Origin of the sequence: Catalinimonas alkaloidigena (genome assembly GCF_900100765.1) — a bacterium.
GTDB classification, from domain to species: domain Bacteria; phylum Bacteroidota; class Bacteroidia; order Cytophagales; family Flexibacteraceae; genus Mooreia; species Mooreia alkaloidigena.
This window is the reverse complement of record NZ_FNFO01000003.1, coordinates 388,503-405,569: the sequence shown is the minus strand read 5'-3', so window position 1 is coordinate 405,569 and position 17,067 is coordinate 388,503. Positions and strand designations below refer to the sequence as shown.

General features: G+C 51.7%; 15 protein-coding genes and 1 tRNA gene. 12 read left to right on the top strand and 4 right to left on the bottom strand.

Annotated features, from left to right (window positions below; all coding sequences use genetic code 11):
* Positions 1-28: 28 nt before the first annotated feature.
* Positions 29-1,225, bottom strand: coding sequence for a GTPase HflX (hflX, locus tag BLR44_RS08845; protein WP_089681344.1), 1,197 nt, complete (start codon positions 1,223-1,225; stop codon positions 29-31).
* Between the two features lie 176 nt (positions 1,226-1,401).
* Between hflX and rfbC the strand changes: the two genes are divergently transcribed.
* The 11 genes from rfbC (at position 1,402) to BLR44_RS08790 (ending at position 14,218) form a co-directional block, all read left to right on the top strand.
* On the top strand, positions 1,402-1,941 hold the full coding sequence (gene rfbC / locus BLR44_RS08840) for a dTDP-4-dehydrorhamnose 3,5-epimerase (RefSeq protein ID WP_089681343.1): 540 nt from the start codon (positions 1,402-1,404) through the stop codon (positions 1,939-1,941).
* A complete protein-coding gene (locus BLR44_RS08835; RefSeq protein WP_218127042.1) occupies positions 1,898-2,848 on the top strand; it encodes a polysaccharide biosynthesis/export family protein in 951 nt (316 codons plus the stop codon). The genes rfbC and BLR44_RS08835 overlap by 44 nt, the downstream gene beginning before the upstream one ends.
* A complete protein-coding gene (locus tag BLR44_RS08830; protein WP_089681341.1) occupies positions 2,848-5,274 on the top strand; it encodes a GumC family protein in 2,427 nt (808 codons plus the stop codon). Before BLR44_RS08835 ends, BLR44_RS08830 begins: the two co-directional genes overlap by 1 nt.
* 69 nt (positions 5,275-5,343) lie before the next feature.
* A complete protein-coding gene (locus tag BLR44_RS08825) occupies positions 5,344-6,018 on the top strand; it encodes a tyrosine-protein phosphatase (RefSeq protein ID WP_245706011.1) in 675 nt (224 codons plus the stop codon).
* Position 6,019: 1 nt separating this feature from the next.
* Entirely contained in the window at positions 6,020-7,015 is a 996-nt protein-coding gene (locus tag BLR44_RS08820) for an NAD-dependent epimerase/dehydratase family protein (RefSeq protein WP_089681339.1), read from the top strand.
* A 143-nt stretch (positions 7,016-7,158) separates the two neighbouring features.
* Positions 7,159-8,565 carry a tetratricopeptide repeat protein gene (locus BLR44_RS08815; protein WP_089681338.1) on the top strand — a complete coding sequence of 469 codons (1,407 nt, stop codon included), beginning with the start codon at positions 7,159-7,161 and terminating at the stop codon, positions 8,563-8,565.
* A complete protein-coding gene (locus BLR44_RS08810) occupies positions 8,565-9,335 on the top strand; it encodes a phosphosulfolactate synthase (RefSeq protein WP_089681337.1) in 771 nt (256 codons plus the stop codon). Before BLR44_RS08815 ends, BLR44_RS08810 begins: the two co-directional genes overlap by 1 nt.
* Positions 9,336-9,366: 31 nt before the next feature.
* Entirely contained in the window at positions 9,367-10,317 is a 951-nt protein-coding gene (locus BLR44_RS08805; protein ID WP_089681336.1) for a polyprenyl-phosphate transporter, read from the top strand.
* 2 nt (positions 10,318-10,319) lie between these two features.
* Complete coding sequence (locus BLR44_RS08800; protein WP_089681335.1) at positions 10,320-11,060, top strand: shikimate dehydrogenase family protein; 741 nt, start codon at positions 10,320-10,322, stop codon at positions 11,058-11,060.
* 25 nt (positions 11,061-11,085) lie between these two features.
* Positions 11,086-13,119: an excinuclease ABC subunit UvrB gene (gene uvrB / locus BLR44_RS08795; RefSeq protein ID WP_089681334.1), complete on the top strand. Its 2,034-nt coding sequence runs from the start codon at positions 11,086-11,088 to the stop codon at positions 13,117-13,119.
* A 502-nt stretch (positions 13,120-13,621) separates the two neighbouring features.
* Entirely contained in the window at positions 13,622-14,218 is a 597-nt protein-coding gene (locus tag BLR44_RS08790) for a hypothetical protein (protein ID WP_089681333.1), read from the top strand.
* Positions 14,219-14,277: 59 nt separating this feature from the next.
* Here the strand turns inward: BLR44_RS08790 and BLR44_RS08785 are convergent.
* Positions 14,278-14,352: transfer RNA gene (locus tag BLR44_RS08785), tRNA-Val, on the bottom strand.
* A gap of 68 nt (positions 14,353-14,420) precedes the next feature.
* Positions 14,421-15,470 carry an FAD:protein FMN transferase gene (locus BLR44_RS08780; protein ID WP_089681332.1) on the bottom strand — a complete coding sequence of 350 codons (1,050 nt, stop codon included), beginning with the start codon at positions 15,468-15,470 and terminating at the stop codon, positions 14,421-14,423.
* 102 nt (positions 15,471-15,572) lie between these two features.
* Between BLR44_RS08780 and ruvB the strand changes: the two genes are divergently transcribed.
* A complete protein-coding gene (gene ruvB, locus BLR44_RS08775) occupies positions 15,573-16,601 on the top strand; it encodes a Holliday junction branch migration DNA helicase RuvB (protein ID WP_089681331.1) in 1,029 nt (342 codons plus the stop codon).
* A 29-nt stretch (positions 16,602-16,630) separates the two neighbouring features.
* Here the strand turns inward: ruvB and BLR44_RS08770 are convergent, their stop codons facing one another.
* Entirely contained in the window at positions 16,631-17,047 is a 417-nt protein-coding gene (locus tag BLR44_RS08770) for a Fur family transcriptional regulator (protein WP_089681330.1), read from the bottom strand.
* Between the last annotated feature and the right edge of the window lie 20 nt (positions 17,048-17,067).

Below are 17,067 nucleotides of genomic sequence, written 5' to 3'. Positions count from 1 at the left end.
GGGCTGGGGACTTGCCCAAAACTACTGGTTACTGTTCTGGATACAAATGCGTGGCGGGCACATAGTTGGGAAATATCGTACGGAACTTTTCCGCTACCAACGCAAATAATTTTTCGCGCAATTCATCTGCATACAGGTTGTGAGCCGCCGAAATGAACACCGCCGGGTGCTCGGTTTTGGTGGCGTACGAATTATTCAACTGCTCCAACAGAAGGGTCCGCGTCTCTTCCTGAGCGAAGCCGGGCAGTTGGTCCACCTTGTTAAAGACCAACAGGGTGGGTTTGTCGGCCGCGCCCAGGTCTGCCAAAATGCTTTGTACCACCTCCATATGTTCTTCGTAAGCAGAGTGCGACACATCCACGACATGCACCAAGATGTCGGCTTCGCGCACTTCGTCTAGTGTTGATTTAAAGCTCTCGATCAGGTGGGTGGGCAGCTTGCGGATGAACCCCACCGTATCGGTCAGAAGAAACGGAACCTGATTGAGCACAATTTTCCGTACGGTTGAATCGACGGTTGCAAATAATTTGTTTTCGGCAAACACATCCGATTTCGAAAGGAGGTTCATCAAGGTAGATTTACCAACGTTGGTGTAGCCAACAAGTGCTACCCTGACGGTTAGGTCACGGTGTTTGCGCTGCGTAGTACGTTGCCGGTCAATTTTGTCCAGCTTCTCTTTTAGCCACGCGATACGGTCCTGTACAATCCGCCGGTCCGTTTCCAGTTCTTTTTCCCCCGGTCCCCGCATCCCGACGCCCCCGCGCTGTTTGCTCAAGTGTGTCCACATGCGCGTCAGGCGCGGATACATGTACTGGTACTGTGCCAGTTCTACCTGAAGTTTGGATTGCGCCGTTTGCGCACGCTGGGCGAAAATGTTGAGGATCAAAAGGCTGCGATCCAACACTTTACACTGCAAGGCCGCCTCTACGTTGCGCACCTGCGCAGGCGTTAGGTCGTCGTCGAAGATGACCATATCAATTTCGTACGCCTTGACATACGCCACGATCTCTTCCAACTTTCCTTTACCTACGAAAGTGCGATGGTCGGGCTTCTGCAAGCGTTGCGTGAAACTCTCCTTAGTAATGACCCCGGATGTACTCGCCAGAAAAGCCAATTCGTCCAGGTATTCCTGGGCCTGCTCGTCTGATTGGCCTTGCCTGACGATGGCTACTAAAACGGCCGTTTCGGGTTCGTCAGTGGAAGAAATGAATTTTTTTTCGATCATGAATTAATAACAATTACAAGCTTGCCGAGATAGCCTACTGTAACATAGGCCGTGGCATAAATGGTTTCACTGGGCCCAGGAACGATAAAATTTCGGGCGATTGTTTCTCAACCCGCGGGCAAGTGCCTAATTTAGTGCAAAGAATTTCGCAAGTTCTGCCCGAAATCCGGACACTAATGGTATTTGAAGAATCGTATCTAGAGGGAGTATATCACATAAAACCGCGCATTTTACAAGATGATCGCGGATTTTTTTTTGAATCCTACAACGACAAAGCGTTTGCTGCGCAGGGCTTGTTTCTAAATTTCGTGCAAGATAACCAATCCTTTTCGCGCAAGGGAGTCATACGAGGCATGCATTTCCAGCGTTATCCGCATGCGCAAGGCAAATTAGTGCGGGTCGCGCACGGCAAAGCCTTGGATGTGGTGGTGGATTTAAGGGCTGGGTCACCCACCTTTGGCAAAGCCGATAGCTTCGTGCTCGATGCCACGCAAAACAACATGGTCTGGGTGCCAGTGGGGTTTGCACATGGGTTTGAGGCGCTGGAAGATTGCGTGCTGATGTATAAGTGTACAGACTTCTATCACAAAGATTCGGAGGGCGGGGTTGTATGGAACGACCCGAAGCTGGACCTTCCGTGGCATGTGCAGCAGCCTCATCTTTCAGAAAAAGATGCCGCCCTTCCCTTATTTGATCCTGATGCGTATTATTTCTGAGTTAGTTACTTCGCAAGGGTATCTTGTATCCATTCAAAACTTTATCATGAACTACGCTTGGGTGGCGAAAGGTAACCTAAGTCGCGCGTTGGTATGCTGGGGGCTATTGCTGCTGGTGTGCACTTCGTGCAGCTATTATAAGCAGGATATCTTGTTCCGTACAGATGGCACAGCGAATGCTGCCTCCTTGCAAATGAGCTTGGCCGATGCTGAGCGTAATTACAAGATCCGTGTGAACGACTTCCTGATCCTCGCACTGTATACGAACGACGGCGAAGTGATTCTCGATCCAACTGGGGAATTAACCCGGGAGATGGGCTTGCGTCAAAACAACGTGGTTGGTGGGGGCGGCGGAAATCAGGGACAGAACAACCGAAGTAATATGCTACTCCGGCAGTATCTGGTTCGGTACGATGGCACTACGAAGTTACCCTTAGTAGGCGATGTGAAGCTGGCCGGTCTAACTCATTACCAAGCAGATAGCGTACTGGCGGAGCGGTTTAGTGAGTTTTACGAAGATCCCTTCGTGATTTGTCGGGTCAACAACCGACGCGTATTCATTTTGGGCGGCAGCTCGGGCCGGGGTGGAGGACAGGTTGTGGATCTGGAGAACGAAAACACAAACCTCATCGAAATTCTGGCACGTTCTGGCGGGGTAGGTAGTTTTGCCAACGCAGGCAATATCCGGTTGATTCGGGGTGATCTGAAGAACCCAACGGTGCAAATCATCAATTTGCAAACAATCGAAGGGCTGCGCCAGGCGGAACTTCAGGTACTGCCCAACGATATTATTTACATCGAGCCCGGTCGTAGAAATGTTTTTGAAGGCCTCCGCGATGTTTCTCCGTTTATTGGCCTTACGTCCTCACTCATTACACTTTACTTCCTGATCGACAGGCTATTTTGATGGTAGAGCCCACGGAAATACAGCACTTAGGACGTCCCATCGACAATGAAGAGGAAGAAAGCTTCCTGAGTGTGATTGATTGGCCCAAGCTGCTCTCGATCGTCAATCGTAGCATCGTGTGGGTATTGCTATTTGTAGCGCTGGGAGTACTGGCCGCCTGGATCTCGTTGCGTTACATTAAACCCGTTTACGAGTCGGCCTCGCTGCTGAAGCTGGAGGTAAAGCGCAATGCCAATGTGTTGTTTGGGCGGAACTCAGACTTAGGGTCGCAGGTGGAGAACATTACCGGTGAGATTGAATTCATCAAATCACGACTGGTGTATAACCGGGTTATTGATTCGATGGATTTGGCAGTTAGCTACTACGTAGTCGGCGATGTTGTCAATTCTGAAGCGTATCATGACTCTCCATTTCGTGTAGAGTATAAGCTAAAAAGTGGCGCGATCCAGGATCGATCCATAGAGTTAGAAGTGCTAAACGAGCGCGAGTATCGCTTGAAGTATGAATTGAATGGGGAAGAGATTCAGGGGAATTTCCTGTTCGACAAAAGCTATGAGAATCAGCATTTCCGCTTTGAGATTCATAAAACGCGTTTCTTTACCGTGCCCGGTTCTATTCGGCGCTATTACTTCGTTATTAACAGTCGTGGGGCGCTGATTTCGTATTTAGCCGAAAACCTGACCGTGAACGTGGTAAATGCGAATGCCAGTACCATTCGGATCGCCTTTAAAGACTATACGCCTGAAAAAGCGCGCGATATTGTCAATAAAATCGACTCCATCTATTTGGTGCAGACGATTGAAAATAAGAACCTGGCTACAGAGCAAACCTTAAAATTTCTGGATGACCAGCTGGATTCAACTGCGCAAAAGTTGGCCCAGCAGGAAGAGAGTATCGAAGACTTTGTACGCGAAAACCGCACCCTTAGCATTAGTTCTACCATTGGGCAGACGCTGGAACAAATCAAAAACCTGAGGTTTGAGCGCATTACGTACGAGCAGCAGTTGCCGGCACTCGATGAACTGGAAGCGTATGTAAATCGCGTCGATTCAACCCTCGAAGTGGAGTTCATCCCTTCTACACGGGCGATCAGAGACGAACAGTTGCTTAGCTTGGTAAATCAACTGAATACCAAGCGTATCGAGCAGAGTACACTCTTGGTTTCTACCAAGCCGACTACCCAGGCGTATCAGTTTGGCGTGACCGAAATCAACAAGCTTGAGAAGTCGGTTAAAGAACTAATTGATTTCAATCGGACACAGACCCAAGAGCGCATCAAGGAAATTGATCGGCTGACCGAAGAACTGGAATCTACCTTTACCAACTTACCTACTAAAGACACGGAATTTAACCGTACACAACGCTACTACGGTCTGTACGAAAAGTTCTACCTGATGTTGATGGACCGTGTGGCGGAGTTCGGCATTGCCAAAGCCGGTACGGTTCCCGAGTTTCAGATCCTGGCCCCAGCCAGCCTGCCAGGCGTTCCCATCAGTCCCATCAAAAGCAGCTACTACATTACCGCCGTTGTCATTGGGCTGGGATTGGGCATAGGGTTAATCGCGGTACGCTATCTGTTGCACAACCGCTTCACCAACCAACGCGATATAGAGAGAGCAATCAATGCTCCTTTGTTGGGATTGGTACCCGCCTACAAACGCAGTCCTCTGGACGTGGCTCGCATGGTGGTGGATAAAAATCCTAAATCGGCTATTAGCGAATCGCTACGCTCCATTCGCACCAACCTGGAGTTTATCAACTCAAGTCAGGGCAGTCGCCTCATTTCGGTGACTTCTACCATTAGTGGTGAAGGCAAAACCTTTATTGCGGTGAACTTAGCGGGCATTATCGCAATGACGCGCAAGCGTGTCGTGGTGTTGGACCTCGACATGCGTAAGCCGAAGGTGCACTTGGCGTTTGATGCCTCCAACGACGTTGGCATGAGCACGCTACTGATTCAACGCAACAAACTCGATGAGGTAATTCAACAAACTTCCGTAGAGGGGTTGCACATCATCACCTCGGGGCCGTTGCCGCCCAACCCTTCCGAGTTGCTGCTACGCCCTAGCTTCCAGGAGGCCATTGAAGCATTACGACAGCGGTACGATGTGATCGTAATCGACTCGCCGCCCGTAGGGCTAGTTACTGACGGGCTGCTGATCATGCGCAGGGTCGATGTGCCCATTTATGTGGTACGCTCCGAGTATTCACGGAAAGAGTTTGCCAAGACCATCAACCGACTGATCAACGAAAATGGAATCAGGAAACTGTCGGTCGTGCTCAATGGCGTAGACAGTTCGCGTGCGTATGGCTACGGCTATGGGTACGGTTACGGCTACGGCTACGGACACGAGTATTATACCAGCGATCATGGGAATGAGAATCAGGAAGGTTCCTGGCTGAAGAACCTGTTCCGCAGTAAGTAAACCCGTTACTCCATGCTAGCGCGATTGTTCGGCAGGAAACTGCCACCCCCGCCCCCTTTGCTCACGGATATGCATTCGCATTTGATTCCGGGCATCGACGATGGTGCGCAGACGCTGGAAGAATCGATCGAAATGATTCGGTATTTTGCCTCATTAGGCTACCGCAAGCTCATCACCACGCCGCACATCATTCACGATTATTACGAAAATACGCCCGAGATCATCGAGCAGGGATTGCAACAGGTGCGTGACGCCGTCGCGCAGGCAGGGATCGACCTGACGATCGAGGCGGCTGCAGAGTACTATCTGGACGAATACTTTGCTGAGTGCCTGAAAGAGCGGCAACCTTTGCTGACATTTGGCGGAAACTACGTGCTGGTCGAAACGTCTTTCCTCAATGCCCCGATCCTGCTGGAGGCCCTGGCTTTTCAGTTACAGGCTGTGGGGTATCAGCCCGTTTTGGCCCATCCGGAACGTTATCAATACCTGCAAAACGACTTTTCGATGGTAGAACGGCTCTTGCAAATGGGGCTGCTGATGCAAGTAAACATTTTGTCGCTGGGTGGGTACTACTCGAAAGGGGCGCGCCGCTGTGCCGAACGCATGATCGACCAGGGGTGGGTGCACATGCTGGGCTCGGACTGCCATCGGCGCAAGCATCTGGAAGAAATCGAGGCCATCCGCCAGAAGAACGCCTATTACCGGAAAGCGGTAGAATTACCTTTGCTTAATTATAACCTGTAGCATGGTTCTAGTAACAGGCGCTAACGGACTGGTCGGTGCTTACCTTGTGAAGGCATTGCTCTTGGCCGGACATCCGGTTCGTGCGCTAATACGCTCCGAAACTTCCGATTTGCAGTTGTTGCGCGACGTTCTGCCGGAACTAGAAATTGTCTACGGCGATCTGCTCGACGTACCCGTGCTACGGCAGCATGTACAGGGGTGTCGATACGTGATCCACGCAGCGGCTATGGTGACTTTTGAAGAGGGCGTAGAGGACGACATGCTGCGCACCAATGTAGAAGGAACGGCCAATGTAGTGAACGCTTGCCTGGCAAACGCTGTTGTGCGGCTGTGCCACATCAGTTCGGTCGCGGCGCTGGGCCGCCGCCGGCCGGGAGAAGTCATCGACGAACACGCACAGTGGGTTGAATCGCCTTACAATTCTTTTTACGCGCGGACCAAATACCTGGCCGAATTGGAAGTATACCGGGGCATTGCCGAAGGGCTGCATGCCTTTAGTGTCAATCCTTCACTGGTCTTAGGCCCTGGCCCCTGGGAGCGCAGCAGCATGAAAATCTTCCGGTACGTCTGGAACAAAGGGTGGTTTTACACCCAAGGGAAGGCCAACTATGTCGACGTGCGGGATGTCGCGCAGATTGTTACGCAGTTGCTTGAGGACGATGTGTCCGCCGGCGAGCGTTTCATCGTCAGCGCCGGGGCCGTCGAATACCATCACCTGTTTGCGCGGATCGCTCAGGCGTTTGACCGGCGGCAGCCCCCCTTCCGGGCGGGGCGATTCCTGGCCGAAGTCGCGTGGCGCTGGGAGTTGGCACGTAAGCTGCTGACGGGGCGGCGACCGACCGTAACGCGTGATGTAGCGCGCAACGCCAATCGCGATTTCCGGTATACCAACGAGAAAGTTAAGGCGTTACTAAACTATGAATTTCGCCCATTCGACGACACAATTGAGTGGACGTGTCGAGTGTTACGAGAGAACTTCGGTGAGGGAAAACTGTAAGGGCAACTTACTGGCGATGTTTTATGTTTTATCCCCAGGGGCCTTTGCCGAACGTAATATATTGCCGATATTGGGTTCGAGGGACCGTCACAAAGTTGTTATCTTGAAAGTACAGTTCCATCTTTATCCTTTAACAAAACTACATGGCGAGACACTTTAAGAACAGGGAAGAAGGGAAAGAGTGGATAGCGAGATATGAGGAGATGCTCGACCGCCAAGAAGCCTGTTTTTTCGACCTTGAAACGTTTGATTACATCATTAACCATTATAATGAAACAGGCCAGCCGGAGCGTGCGCTAAAAGCCTGCGACCTAGCAAGCCAACAGTATCCTTTCTCAGCTGAAATTCTTCACAGTCGTGCACAAATTCTAGCCAACCTGGGCCAGGTAGAAGCCGCCCTGGAGTTGATTGACCAAGCCGTTTCGCTCCAGCCGAACGACACCGATCTGATCGTATTGCGCGGTGCGTTGCTGACGCAGGCGCAACGTTACGAAGAGGCCATCCAGCACATGGAACCTTACTTGGACGGTATTGAAGAGCGTGACGAGTTGTTGTTTGCCATGGGCATGGCCTACCAGCATTGGGGCCGTTACGACGAAGCCATTCATTTCCACAAGAAAGCGCTCGAGGCCAACCTGACGCACGAAGATGCGCTTTACGAGTTGGCCTATTGCCTGGAAATTACGGGGCAGTTGGAAAGCAGCCTGTCGTATTACAAAAAGTTTATTGATCTCGATCCGTTCTCGGCTCCTGCCTGGTACAATCTGGGGATTGTCTATAGCAAGATGGAAGAGCACGAGGAAGCGTTGCAGGCTTACGAATACGCCACGCTGTTGAAAGCTGACTTTGCGTCGGCTTGGTTCAACATGGGCAACACGTACATGAATCTGGAGCGTTACGACGAAGCGCTGAAGTCGTATCTGCGTACGCGCGATCTGGAAGAAAAAAACCCGGAAACGCTCACGTGCCTGGGAGCGTGCTACGAACGCCTGGGCCAGTACGACCGGGCCCTGTCACAATACCGGCAGGCCTTGAAGCTCGATAGCGAGTACGACGACGCTTACTACGGAATCGGAAGTTGTCTGATGGCGCAAAACAAGAACTACGAAGCGATTCATTTCTTGCGGAAAGCCATTAAGCTGAACGAAGACAACGACCTGTATTGGATCGACCTGGCACGGGCCGAATACCGGATCGGAAACGTCATCTCCAGCACCGAAGCGTACGAGCGCGCCAGTTTTCTGGAGCCGGAGAATGCTGAGCTCTGGCAGGAGTGGTCTTATATCTACTTTGATCAAGGCGATTACGAGCGAGCTATCAGCCTGATTACCAGTGGAATAGATGAATTACCAAACGATGCAGAGCTGCATTATCGCTGCGCTGCGTACTTACTTTGCGATAGCCAATACAAGGAGGCCCTGATTTATTTGGAAAATGCTTTAATTTTGGACTTCGATAAACATACAGTGCTTTTTGAGTTTTTCACTGAACCTCAATCACGTAAGGCGCTGTACAAGATTATCGATCAGTTCAGAACTAAAGGCGCTTAATGAATTACCAGCTCAATAACATTCCTGAGCGCGTGGTGAAACCCCGTGATTACGGATTGACCATGGCCATGGATAAAGGCTTGAGCGTACGTGAGGTAGAAGACCTCATATCGACCTCATCCGACTATATCGATATTGTCAAGCTAGGGTGGGCAACCTCCTACGTTACGCCTAACCTTGACCAAAAGCTGAAAGTCTACAGAGATGCGGGCATTCCCGTTTACTTTGGAGGGACGCTTTTTGAAGCTTTTATCATCCGCAACCAATTTGACGATTACCGCCGGGCGCTGGATCGTTTCGGAATGGAACTCGCAGAGGTGTCCGACGGGTCCATTGACCTGCCGCACGATGAAAAATGCGAATACATTCGCCAGCTGGCCCAACAGGTAACGGTGCTTTCAGAAGTAGGCTCTAAGGACGTTGAGAAAATCATTCCACCTTACAAATGGATTGGTTTGATGCAAACGGAATTGGATGCCGGTGCCTGGAAGGTAATCGGAGAAGCACGCGAGAGCGGTAACGTAGGTCTATTCCGGTCCTCGGGCGAGGTGCGCTCCGGGTTGGTCGAAGAGATCTTGACCAAAATTCCTTTCGAAAAAATCATCTGGGAAGCCCCGCAGAAAGAGCAGCAGGTGTGGTTCGTGAAACTGCTGGGGGCCAACGTGAACTTGGGTAACATCTCGCCCCACGAGGTGATTCCCCTGGAAACGGTTCGCTTGGGCCTGCGCGGCGATACATTCAGTCACTTCCTGAATAATAACCACAAGTAGCGCTGTTGGGGTCCCGACGGCTGGCGTGTTCATGAGAACGATCAAAGAAAACCTTCTTTTGTTTGCACGCGGCTTGGCGATGGGGGCGGCAGACGTAGTACCCGGCGTATCGGGAGGGACCATCGCGTTTATCACGGGGATATACGAAGAGCTTTTGGGTTCCATTCAGTCGGTCAATGCGGAAGCAATCCGGTTGCTGGTGAAGGGGCATGTGAAAGCTTTCTGGCAGCACATCAACGGCAACTTTCTGCTGGTGCTGTTCGCCGGGATCGGCTTCTCCATCATAACCCTGTCCCGCATTGTGCTCTATGCGTTGGCGAACATTCCCGAATTGCTGTGGTCTTTCTTCTTTGGGCTGATTGTCGCTTCAGCGTGGGTTGTGGGGCGTAAGGTTTCCCGCTGGACTGTCCCCGTCGTGGTGGCCCTTCTCTTGGGCGTCGTAGCCGCGTACCTGATTACCGAGGCCACGCCCGCAGAAACGCCCACTGCTGCGTGGTTCATCTTCCTGTCGGGAGCCATTGCCATTTGTGCCATGATTCTGCCCGGCATTTCCGGAAGTTTCATCCTGGTGTTGCTGGCCAAATACGAATACATTCTGAATGCGGTCAAGCAATTGGACGTGGTAACGATCCTGACGTTCATTTTGGGCTGCTTGGTTGGCATTCTCTCGTTTTCGCGCCTGTTGAAATGGATGCTGGAGAAATACCACAACCTGACGGTGGCGCTGCTGACGGGCTTTATGGTCGGATCGCTGAACAAGGTGTGGCCGTGGAAAGAAACCATTTCTACCTACACTGATCGTCACGGCGAAGTGAAGCCGTTGGTGCAAGAAAATGTGCTGCCGCTCGACTACCTGGACTTGACCGGCCGCGAACCCTATCTTTTTTCGGCAGTGGCCCTGGCACTGGTGGGCTTTGCCGTCGTGTACCTGATTGACCATCTGGCGGTTGCACCAGAAGCAGTCGCAGAAGAAGCGGTATAACCATGCGAAAGTTTGGCCTGATCGGCTACCCACTGACCCACTCGTTTTCCAAAAAGTACTTCACCGAAAAGTTTGCTCGCGAAGGCATTGCCGAGGCCTCCTACGAGCTTTACGAGTTGCCCGACATCGAGCGCTTTCCGGCGCTGTGCGAAGCCGAACCCACCTTGATGGGCATCAACGTTACCATCCCTCATAAAAAGGCCGTGATGCCCTTTCTGGATGCGCTAGCGCCCTCAGCCCAGAAGGTAGGTGCGGTGAATGTGATCCGCCGATTTCCTGACGGACGCAACGTCGGTTACAATTCCGATTACGATGGCTTCCGTTTATCGCTGGAGCGCTTCCTGCCTGATTCTTTCGCTGGCAAAGCACTCATTCTGGGAACCGGTGGCGCTTCGCAAGCGGTGCGCGCGGTGCTGGACGATTTGGGCCTTGCGTATCATTTTGTGTCGCGCCAGGCCACAGCCGATTTTACGTACAAGACCCTGACGCCGGAAATTTTGCAGGCGCACCGGCTGATCATCAACACTACTCCCTTGGGCACGTGGCCTAATGTGGCGCAAGCCCCCGACCTTCCGTACGAAGCTTTCACGTCGCAACATTATCTGTTTGATCTCGTGTATAATCCGGAAGTGACCGAATGTATGCACCGGGCAAAAGCGCAGGGGGCTCAAACTAAAAACGGCTTGGAAATGTTGCATTTACAGGCCGAGAAAGCGTGGGAGATCTGGAACGAACCCGTCTGACGCTTGGCCTTAATCCCAAGCCTTTATGCCATTTCAGCTATCCTCTGAATTTAAGCCTCAGGGTGACCAACCTCAGGCCATTGCTCAACTGACCGAAGGCGTCCAGCGCGGCGACCTGGCCCAGACGCTACTCGGCGTTACCGGTTCCGGCAAAACCTTCACCGTTGCCAATTTGGTGCAGGAGGTGCAACGCCCCACGTTGGTCCTCAGCCACAACAAAACCTTGGCCGCGCAGCTATACGGCGAGTTTAAGCAGTTCTTTCCAGACAATGCCGTCGAGTATTTCATCTCTTATTACGACTACTATCAGCCAGAGGCTTACATCCCCACCACCAATGTCTACATCGAGAAGGATCTGGCCATCAACGACGAAATTGAGAAGCTTCGGCTGAGCGCTACTTCGTCGCTGATGTCGGGCCGCCGCGATGTGCTGGTCGTAGCGTCGGTGTCCTGTATTTACGGCATTGGCAATCCGGACGAGTTCCAAAAGAACGTAATGCAGGTGCAGGTAGGCGATGTGGTGGCTCGCAACGTCTTTTTGTTTTCGCTGGTCAATATCCTCTACAGCCGAACGGAAGCGGATTTTAAGCGAGGCACGTTCCGTGTCAAAGGCGATACGGTCGACATCTACCCGGCCTATGCCGACTTTGCGTACCGGCTGTTCTTCTGGGGCGATGAAGTAGAGGCAATCCAGCGCATTGATCCGGAAACCGGCGCTAAATTTTCTGACGAAAAAATCATCTCTATTTTCCCGGCCAATCTGTTCGTAACTGGAAAGGACCTGCTGCACCAGGCGGTGTATGAGATTCAGGACGATTTAGTGATGCAAGTCAAGCATTTTGAGCAGGAACAACGCTATTTGGAAGCGCAACGCATCAAAGAGCGCACCGAGTTTGACTTGGAAATGATGCGCGAGTTGGGCTATTGCTCGGGCATTGAGAATTACTCGCGCTATTTTGACCGACGCTTGCCGGGGGCGCGTCCCTTCTGTTTGATCGATTACTTCCCGGACGATTTTCTGCTGGTAGTGGACGAGAGCCACGTCACCATTCCGCAGATCCGGGCCATGTGGGGCGGTGATCGCGCCCGCAAAGTATCACTGGTCGATTACGGGTTCCGGTTGCCTTCCGCACTTGACAACCGACCGCTCACGTTCAACGAATTTGAGGAGCTCACCGGACAGACCATTTATGTGTCGGCAACGCCCGGAGAGTATGAATTAAAACGTTCGGAGGGCGTAGTCGTGGAACAGATAATTCGTCCGACCGGCTTGCTCGATCCGGTCATTGAGGTACGCCCCAGCGGCAACCAGATTGACGATCTGCTGGGCGAAATCGACGAGCGGGTCAAGCGCAACGAGCGCGTGCTGGTCACGACCCTGACCAAGCGCATGGCCGAAGAACTAACGCGTTTTTTAGAGCGCCTGAATGTAAAATGCCGCTACATTCACTCCGAAGTAAAAACGCTGGATCGGGTGGAAATTCTGCGTGACTTACGCTTGGGGCTGTTCGATGTCTTGGTAGGGGTCAACCTGCTGCGCGAAGGCTTGGACTTGCCCGAAGTATCGTTGGTAGCGATCATCGATGCCGATAAAGAGGGCTTCCTGCGCGATAACCGTTCGCTGATTCAGACCATTGGGCGGGCGGCGCGTAACGCCAACGGGTCGGTGGTGATGTACGCCGATAAGATTACAGAGTCGATGCGGGCCGCCATTGATGAAACCAACCGTCGCCGTGCCATCCAGCAGGCCTATAATGAAGAGCACGGCATTACGCCGCAGACCGTACTGAAATCTCGAGAGGCTATTTTAGGGCAAACCAAAGTGGCGGATTCCAAGAAGAAAGAGATGAAGATGTACGCTGCCGATCTGGAAACGCCCTCTGTGGCGGCCGATCCGGTCGTGGCCTACATGGGCGAAGAGGAATTGACTAAGCTTTTACAGAAAACGCGCCGGAACATGGAGAAGGCTGCGAAGGAACTTGACTTTATCGAAGCCGCCCGTTTGCGCGACGAACTCTTCGAGTTGGAGAAGCTGGTGCAGGATCGCCAAAAGAAATAAGGCCTATTTTCGCCATTCAGCCATGTAACATTTTTATTTATCGTGATTCTGCGGAAATATATCGAATAGGTCTTTGGATGCACAATAAAGATGTTTACATTTGACATGTCCTCGGAAATCAGACATATTTCCGAACAAAATATTAAACTTTCCATAGCTGGTTGAAAGAGCCTGGAGTCGGCAAAGCGCAAGGCGCAAGCTGCTCCAGGTTTTTTTTTGACGTAATTTTTACCGCGTTTCCTCTCCAAGCGGGTTGCTAGTCTCTCCTGAAAATAACAGCTATAAAACCCTTTCGGTAAGCTGGTCTTGAAATTGATTTGCTTTTTGAGCGAAGGATTTGACTCATTCGTCAGCTTAAACGTGTTGAATGAAGGTTTGCTCTTGTTTGGTGTGAATAAAATATTATAAATTGAGCAAACTTTGTTTGAGTAATGCTGTTTTAAGTGCAGCAGATTCTAGTACCTCATCAACGCAAACTAAATTAATCTCAATTCCGCGTCTTATGAACAAATCAGTAAAGTTTTCTGGAGAGCAGCTTAGTCAACTCATCGGCTACTATCAGGAGCAAAAAGAGCAGCTCAATGCAGAAATGCAGGAACTGAAAGAAAAAGTAGCTTCGGTTTCAGACATGATCAAGCAACTGCAAGAGGCTCAAGGAGCTGCTGCTGCCGTATCGGGTGGAACCGAAAGCAAACCTGCTCCCAAGACCCGCGGTCGTAAAAAAGGAAGCACGGCAAAAGCCGCTACTGCCGCTGCCAAACCGAAAAAAGCCTCGGGCCGCGCCAAAAAATCGGATGCTGATAAGACGCCTCGCGTTTCTTTCGCTACTAAAATCCTGGAATCGATTCAGCAGAACGACCGTGCTATGAACGCCGCCGAGCTGTTCGAGCAGATGGCCGAAACTGAAAGCGGCGAGATTCAGGAATCAAAATACAAGCAAAACATCCACAGCAATCTGAACAACCTTTACAAAAAAGGCGCGCTGAAGCGTATCAAAGACGATAAGACCTACGCGTACGGACTGGCTGAGTGGTTCGGAAACAAAGGGGAAATCGATCAAATGCACGCTCCGATTCGGAACCAAGTCTCTGAAGCGTAAGCTTTTGATAAGTCAGAAAATAAAAAAGCCTCTACATCGTAGAGGCTTTTTTATTGCGGTGGGTCCTGTAGGATTCGAACCTACGACCCCCTGCTTGTAAGGCAGGTGCTCTGAACCAACTGAGCTAAGAACCCGCTTGCCCGAAAGGGGAGTGCAAATATAGAGGAGGTTTTCTAACCCGCAAACAAAGCACGAAAAATTTTTAGGGTTGTGGGGAGGAGGGTTGCATAAGCGCCGCCATCCCCTGGGTTTGAAACGTACGCAGTTCTCCTGCCTCGTCGCTGTAAATGAGCAAAACCTCCAGATCTTCCATCCGCTGGGCCAGCTGGATGGCTTTGTCTTTGCCCAGCACCATAAAGGCGGTGGCGAACGCATCGGCCGTCATGCAATCGGTGGCTACTACGGAAGCACTCAGCAACGTGTGTTCAACCGGATAGCCCGTTTTAGGGTCGATCGTGTGTGCGTAACGACGTCCGTCCTTGATGTAATAGTTTTCGTAATTGCCCGACGTCGCCATCGAACGATCCTGCAGATTGAGAATTGCGGTGGGGCGCTCGTCCGACTGCGTTTTGTATTCCGGATTCTTAATCCCAATCCGCCAGGACTGCCCTTCGGCGTTTTCCCCCCGGCAACGCACTTCCCCGCCAATTTCCACCATGTAATCCTGAATGCCGCGCTCCTCCAGGTACTCCCCAACTACATCTACACCGTAGCCTTTGGCAATGGCACTAAAATCGAGCATGACCTCTTCTTTCGCCTTACGGACTGAAGTATTGTCAAACTCAATTTGGGTGAACCCCACCAGGCTGCGTAACGAGTCGACGCGGGCGCTATCGGGATACTCACGTTCCCCAGGTCCAAATCCCCAGGCTTTCACCAGGGGCATAACCGTAGGATCAAAAGCCCCGTCGGTCAGCTCAAAAACTTCCTTACTTTTTTGCAGTACCGGAAAAAAATAAGGAGAGCGGTAACGCAATGCGTGAGAATCGTTAAATTCGGAAATCTCTGAGGTGGGAATATAAGTAGACAGGGATTGGTTAAACGCGACCAACAGCGAATCGACTCCTTCCTGTAAATTCCGGCCTTGTGCGTCCTGATACCGAATGTGGTACGTGGTGCCCATGGTATTGCCAGCCAAAGTAGGATGCTGGTCCTGCTGCTGCCGAACAACCGATTGTTGGTACTGATAGCCGCCGTACAGCGCAATGGCCAGAAACACGCTGTAGATGGCATTTTTTTTACGCGAATTCATGTGAAAATTAGAATGGAAATTCCTGTCTTTAAACGCGATAAACAGAATTAAAATTCAGGTATTTTCGTTTCATAACAGGACGATTACTGACAAAAATAGACAATGCGCAAAGACTATTTGAGCGGCGATAGCAATAAGCTCTCGACGACGGAAAAAGAAGTCGAGCGGGCGCTTCGCCCCCTAAGCTTCGAAGATTTTACGGGGCAGTTCAAAGTGGTAGAAAACCTGAAAATTTTCGTAGCGGCGGCTTCTAAACGCGGTGAAGCGCTGGACCACGTGCTGCTGCACGGACCTCCGGGATTGGGTAAAACCACGCTCTCGCACATCGTGGCGAACGAGCTGGCCGCCAACATCAAAGTGACCTCCGGCCCGGTGCTGGACAAGCCGAGCGATCTGGCGGGGCTGCTCACCAACCTGGACGAGCGTGATGTCCTCTTCATCGACGAAATTCACCGGCTCAATCCCATCGTGGAAGAGTACCTCTACTCAGCCATGGAAGATTATAAAATCGACATTGTGCTGGATGCCGGGCCTAACGCACGCACGGTGCAGATTTCGCTCAATCCGTTTACGTTGATAGGCGCAACCACCCGTGCCGGGCTGCTCACGTCGCCGTTGCGCGCGCGTTTTGGCATCAACGCACGGCTGGAGTATTACGACGCGCAGTTGTTGACCAGCATTGTGCAGCGCTCGTCAGCCATTCTGGATACGCCCATTGACGACGAAGCGGCCTACGAAATTGCCCGCCGGAGCCGTGGGACGCCGCGTATCGCCAACAACTTGCTGCGCCGCACTCGCGATTTTGCGCAGATCAAGGGCGATGGCCGCATTACCGTCGCGATTGCCAAAATGGGACTCGATGCGCTGGATGTAGACCAAAACGGGCTGGACGAAATGGACAACCGGATTCTCAACACCATCATCAGTAAATTCAAAGGCGGACCGGTAGGACTGAGCACCATCGCGACGGCATGTGGCGAAGAAGCGGAAACGATTGAGGAAGTGTACGAGCCGTTTTTGATTCAGGAGGGATACATCAAACGGACGTCGCGCGGCCGGGAAGCGACCGAGCAGGCCTACAAGCACTTAGGTGTTGTGTCGCCGCATCGGGCCGGCCAGCTATTTGAGTAAAGTTTTGATCCCCGCCCAGCGGGGATTTTTTATGACTTACCGCAGGCGCGGCAAACCCCTTGTACAAGCATGTTGACCTCGATGGGTTGAAAGCCCTGTGGAAGGGCAATGTTCGGGACATGCACCTCTTCCACGCATTGCGTTTGCCCGCAATTGACGCACTTAAAATGCACATGTTCGTGGTGATGCTCACTTTCGTTGCAGCTCGATGGGCAAAGGGCGTAGCGAACCGTTCCTGAGTCGTCCAGCACTTTATGCAGCAACCCACGGTCCAGGAACGTTTTCAGCGTGCGGTAAATCGTAACCCGATCAATCGAGGCATCGATCGTCGCTTCAATGTCGGCGTGCGACAGCGCATAATCGTGCGCCATGAAAAGCTGTAAAATGGCTTCTCGAGGCGTTGTAGAACGTAGATTATGGGTTTTTAGAAACTGACGTATTTCCATGTGACGGTCAGGTCGGCATC

Coding starts and splice junctions, on each gene's coding strand:
- hflX (WP_089681344.1), bottom strand. CDS start 1,225: ATGATCGAAAAAAAATTCATTTCTTCCACTGACGAACCCGAAACGGCC.
- rfbC (WP_089681343.1), top strand. CDS start 1,402: ATGGTATTTGAAGAATCGTATCTAGAGGGAGTATATCACATAAAACCG.
- BLR44_RS08835 (WP_218127042.1), top strand. CDS start 1,898: ATGCCGCCCTTCCCTTATTTGATCCTGATGCGTATTATTTCTGAGTTA.
- BLR44_RS08830 (WP_089681341.1), top strand. CDS start 2,848: ATGGTAGAGCCCACGGAAATACAGCACTTAGGACGTCCCATCGACAAT.
- BLR44_RS08825 (WP_245706011.1), top strand. CDS start 5,344: ATGCATTCGCATTTGATTCCGGGCATCGACGATGGTGCGCAGACGCTG.
- BLR44_RS08820 (WP_089681339.1), top strand. CDS start 6,020: ATGGTTCTAGTAACAGGCGCTAACGGACTGGTCGGTGCTTACCTTGTG.
- BLR44_RS08815 (WP_089681338.1), top strand. CDS start 7,159: ATGGCGAGACACTTTAAGAACAGGGAAGAAGGGAAAGAGTGGATAGCG.
- BLR44_RS08810 (WP_089681337.1), top strand. CDS start 8,565: ATGAATTACCAGCTCAATAACATTCCTGAGCGCGTGGTGAAACCCCGT.
- BLR44_RS08805 (WP_089681336.1), top strand. CDS start 9,367: ATGAGAACGATCAAAGAAAACCTTCTTTTGTTTGCACGCGGCTTGGCG.
- BLR44_RS08800 (WP_089681335.1), top strand. CDS start 10,320: ATGCGAAAGTTTGGCCTGATCGGCTACCCACTGACCCACTCGTTTTCC.
- uvrB (WP_089681334.1), top strand. CDS start 11,086: ATGCCATTTCAGCTATCCTCTGAATTTAAGCCTCAGGGTGACCAACCT.
- BLR44_RS08790 (WP_089681333.1), top strand. CDS start 13,622: ATGAACAAATCAGTAAAGTTTTCTGGAGAGCAGCTTAGTCAACTCATC.
- BLR44_RS08780 (WP_089681332.1), bottom strand. CDS start 15,470: ATGAATTCGCGTAAAAAAAATGCCATCTACAGCGTGTTTCTGGCCATT.
- ruvB (WP_089681331.1), top strand. CDS start 15,573: ATGCGCAAAGACTATTTGAGCGGCGATAGCAATAAGCTCTCGACGACG.
- BLR44_RS08770 (WP_089681330.1), bottom strand. CDS start 17,047: ATGGAAATACGTCAGTTTCTAAAAACCCATAATCTACGTTCTACAACG.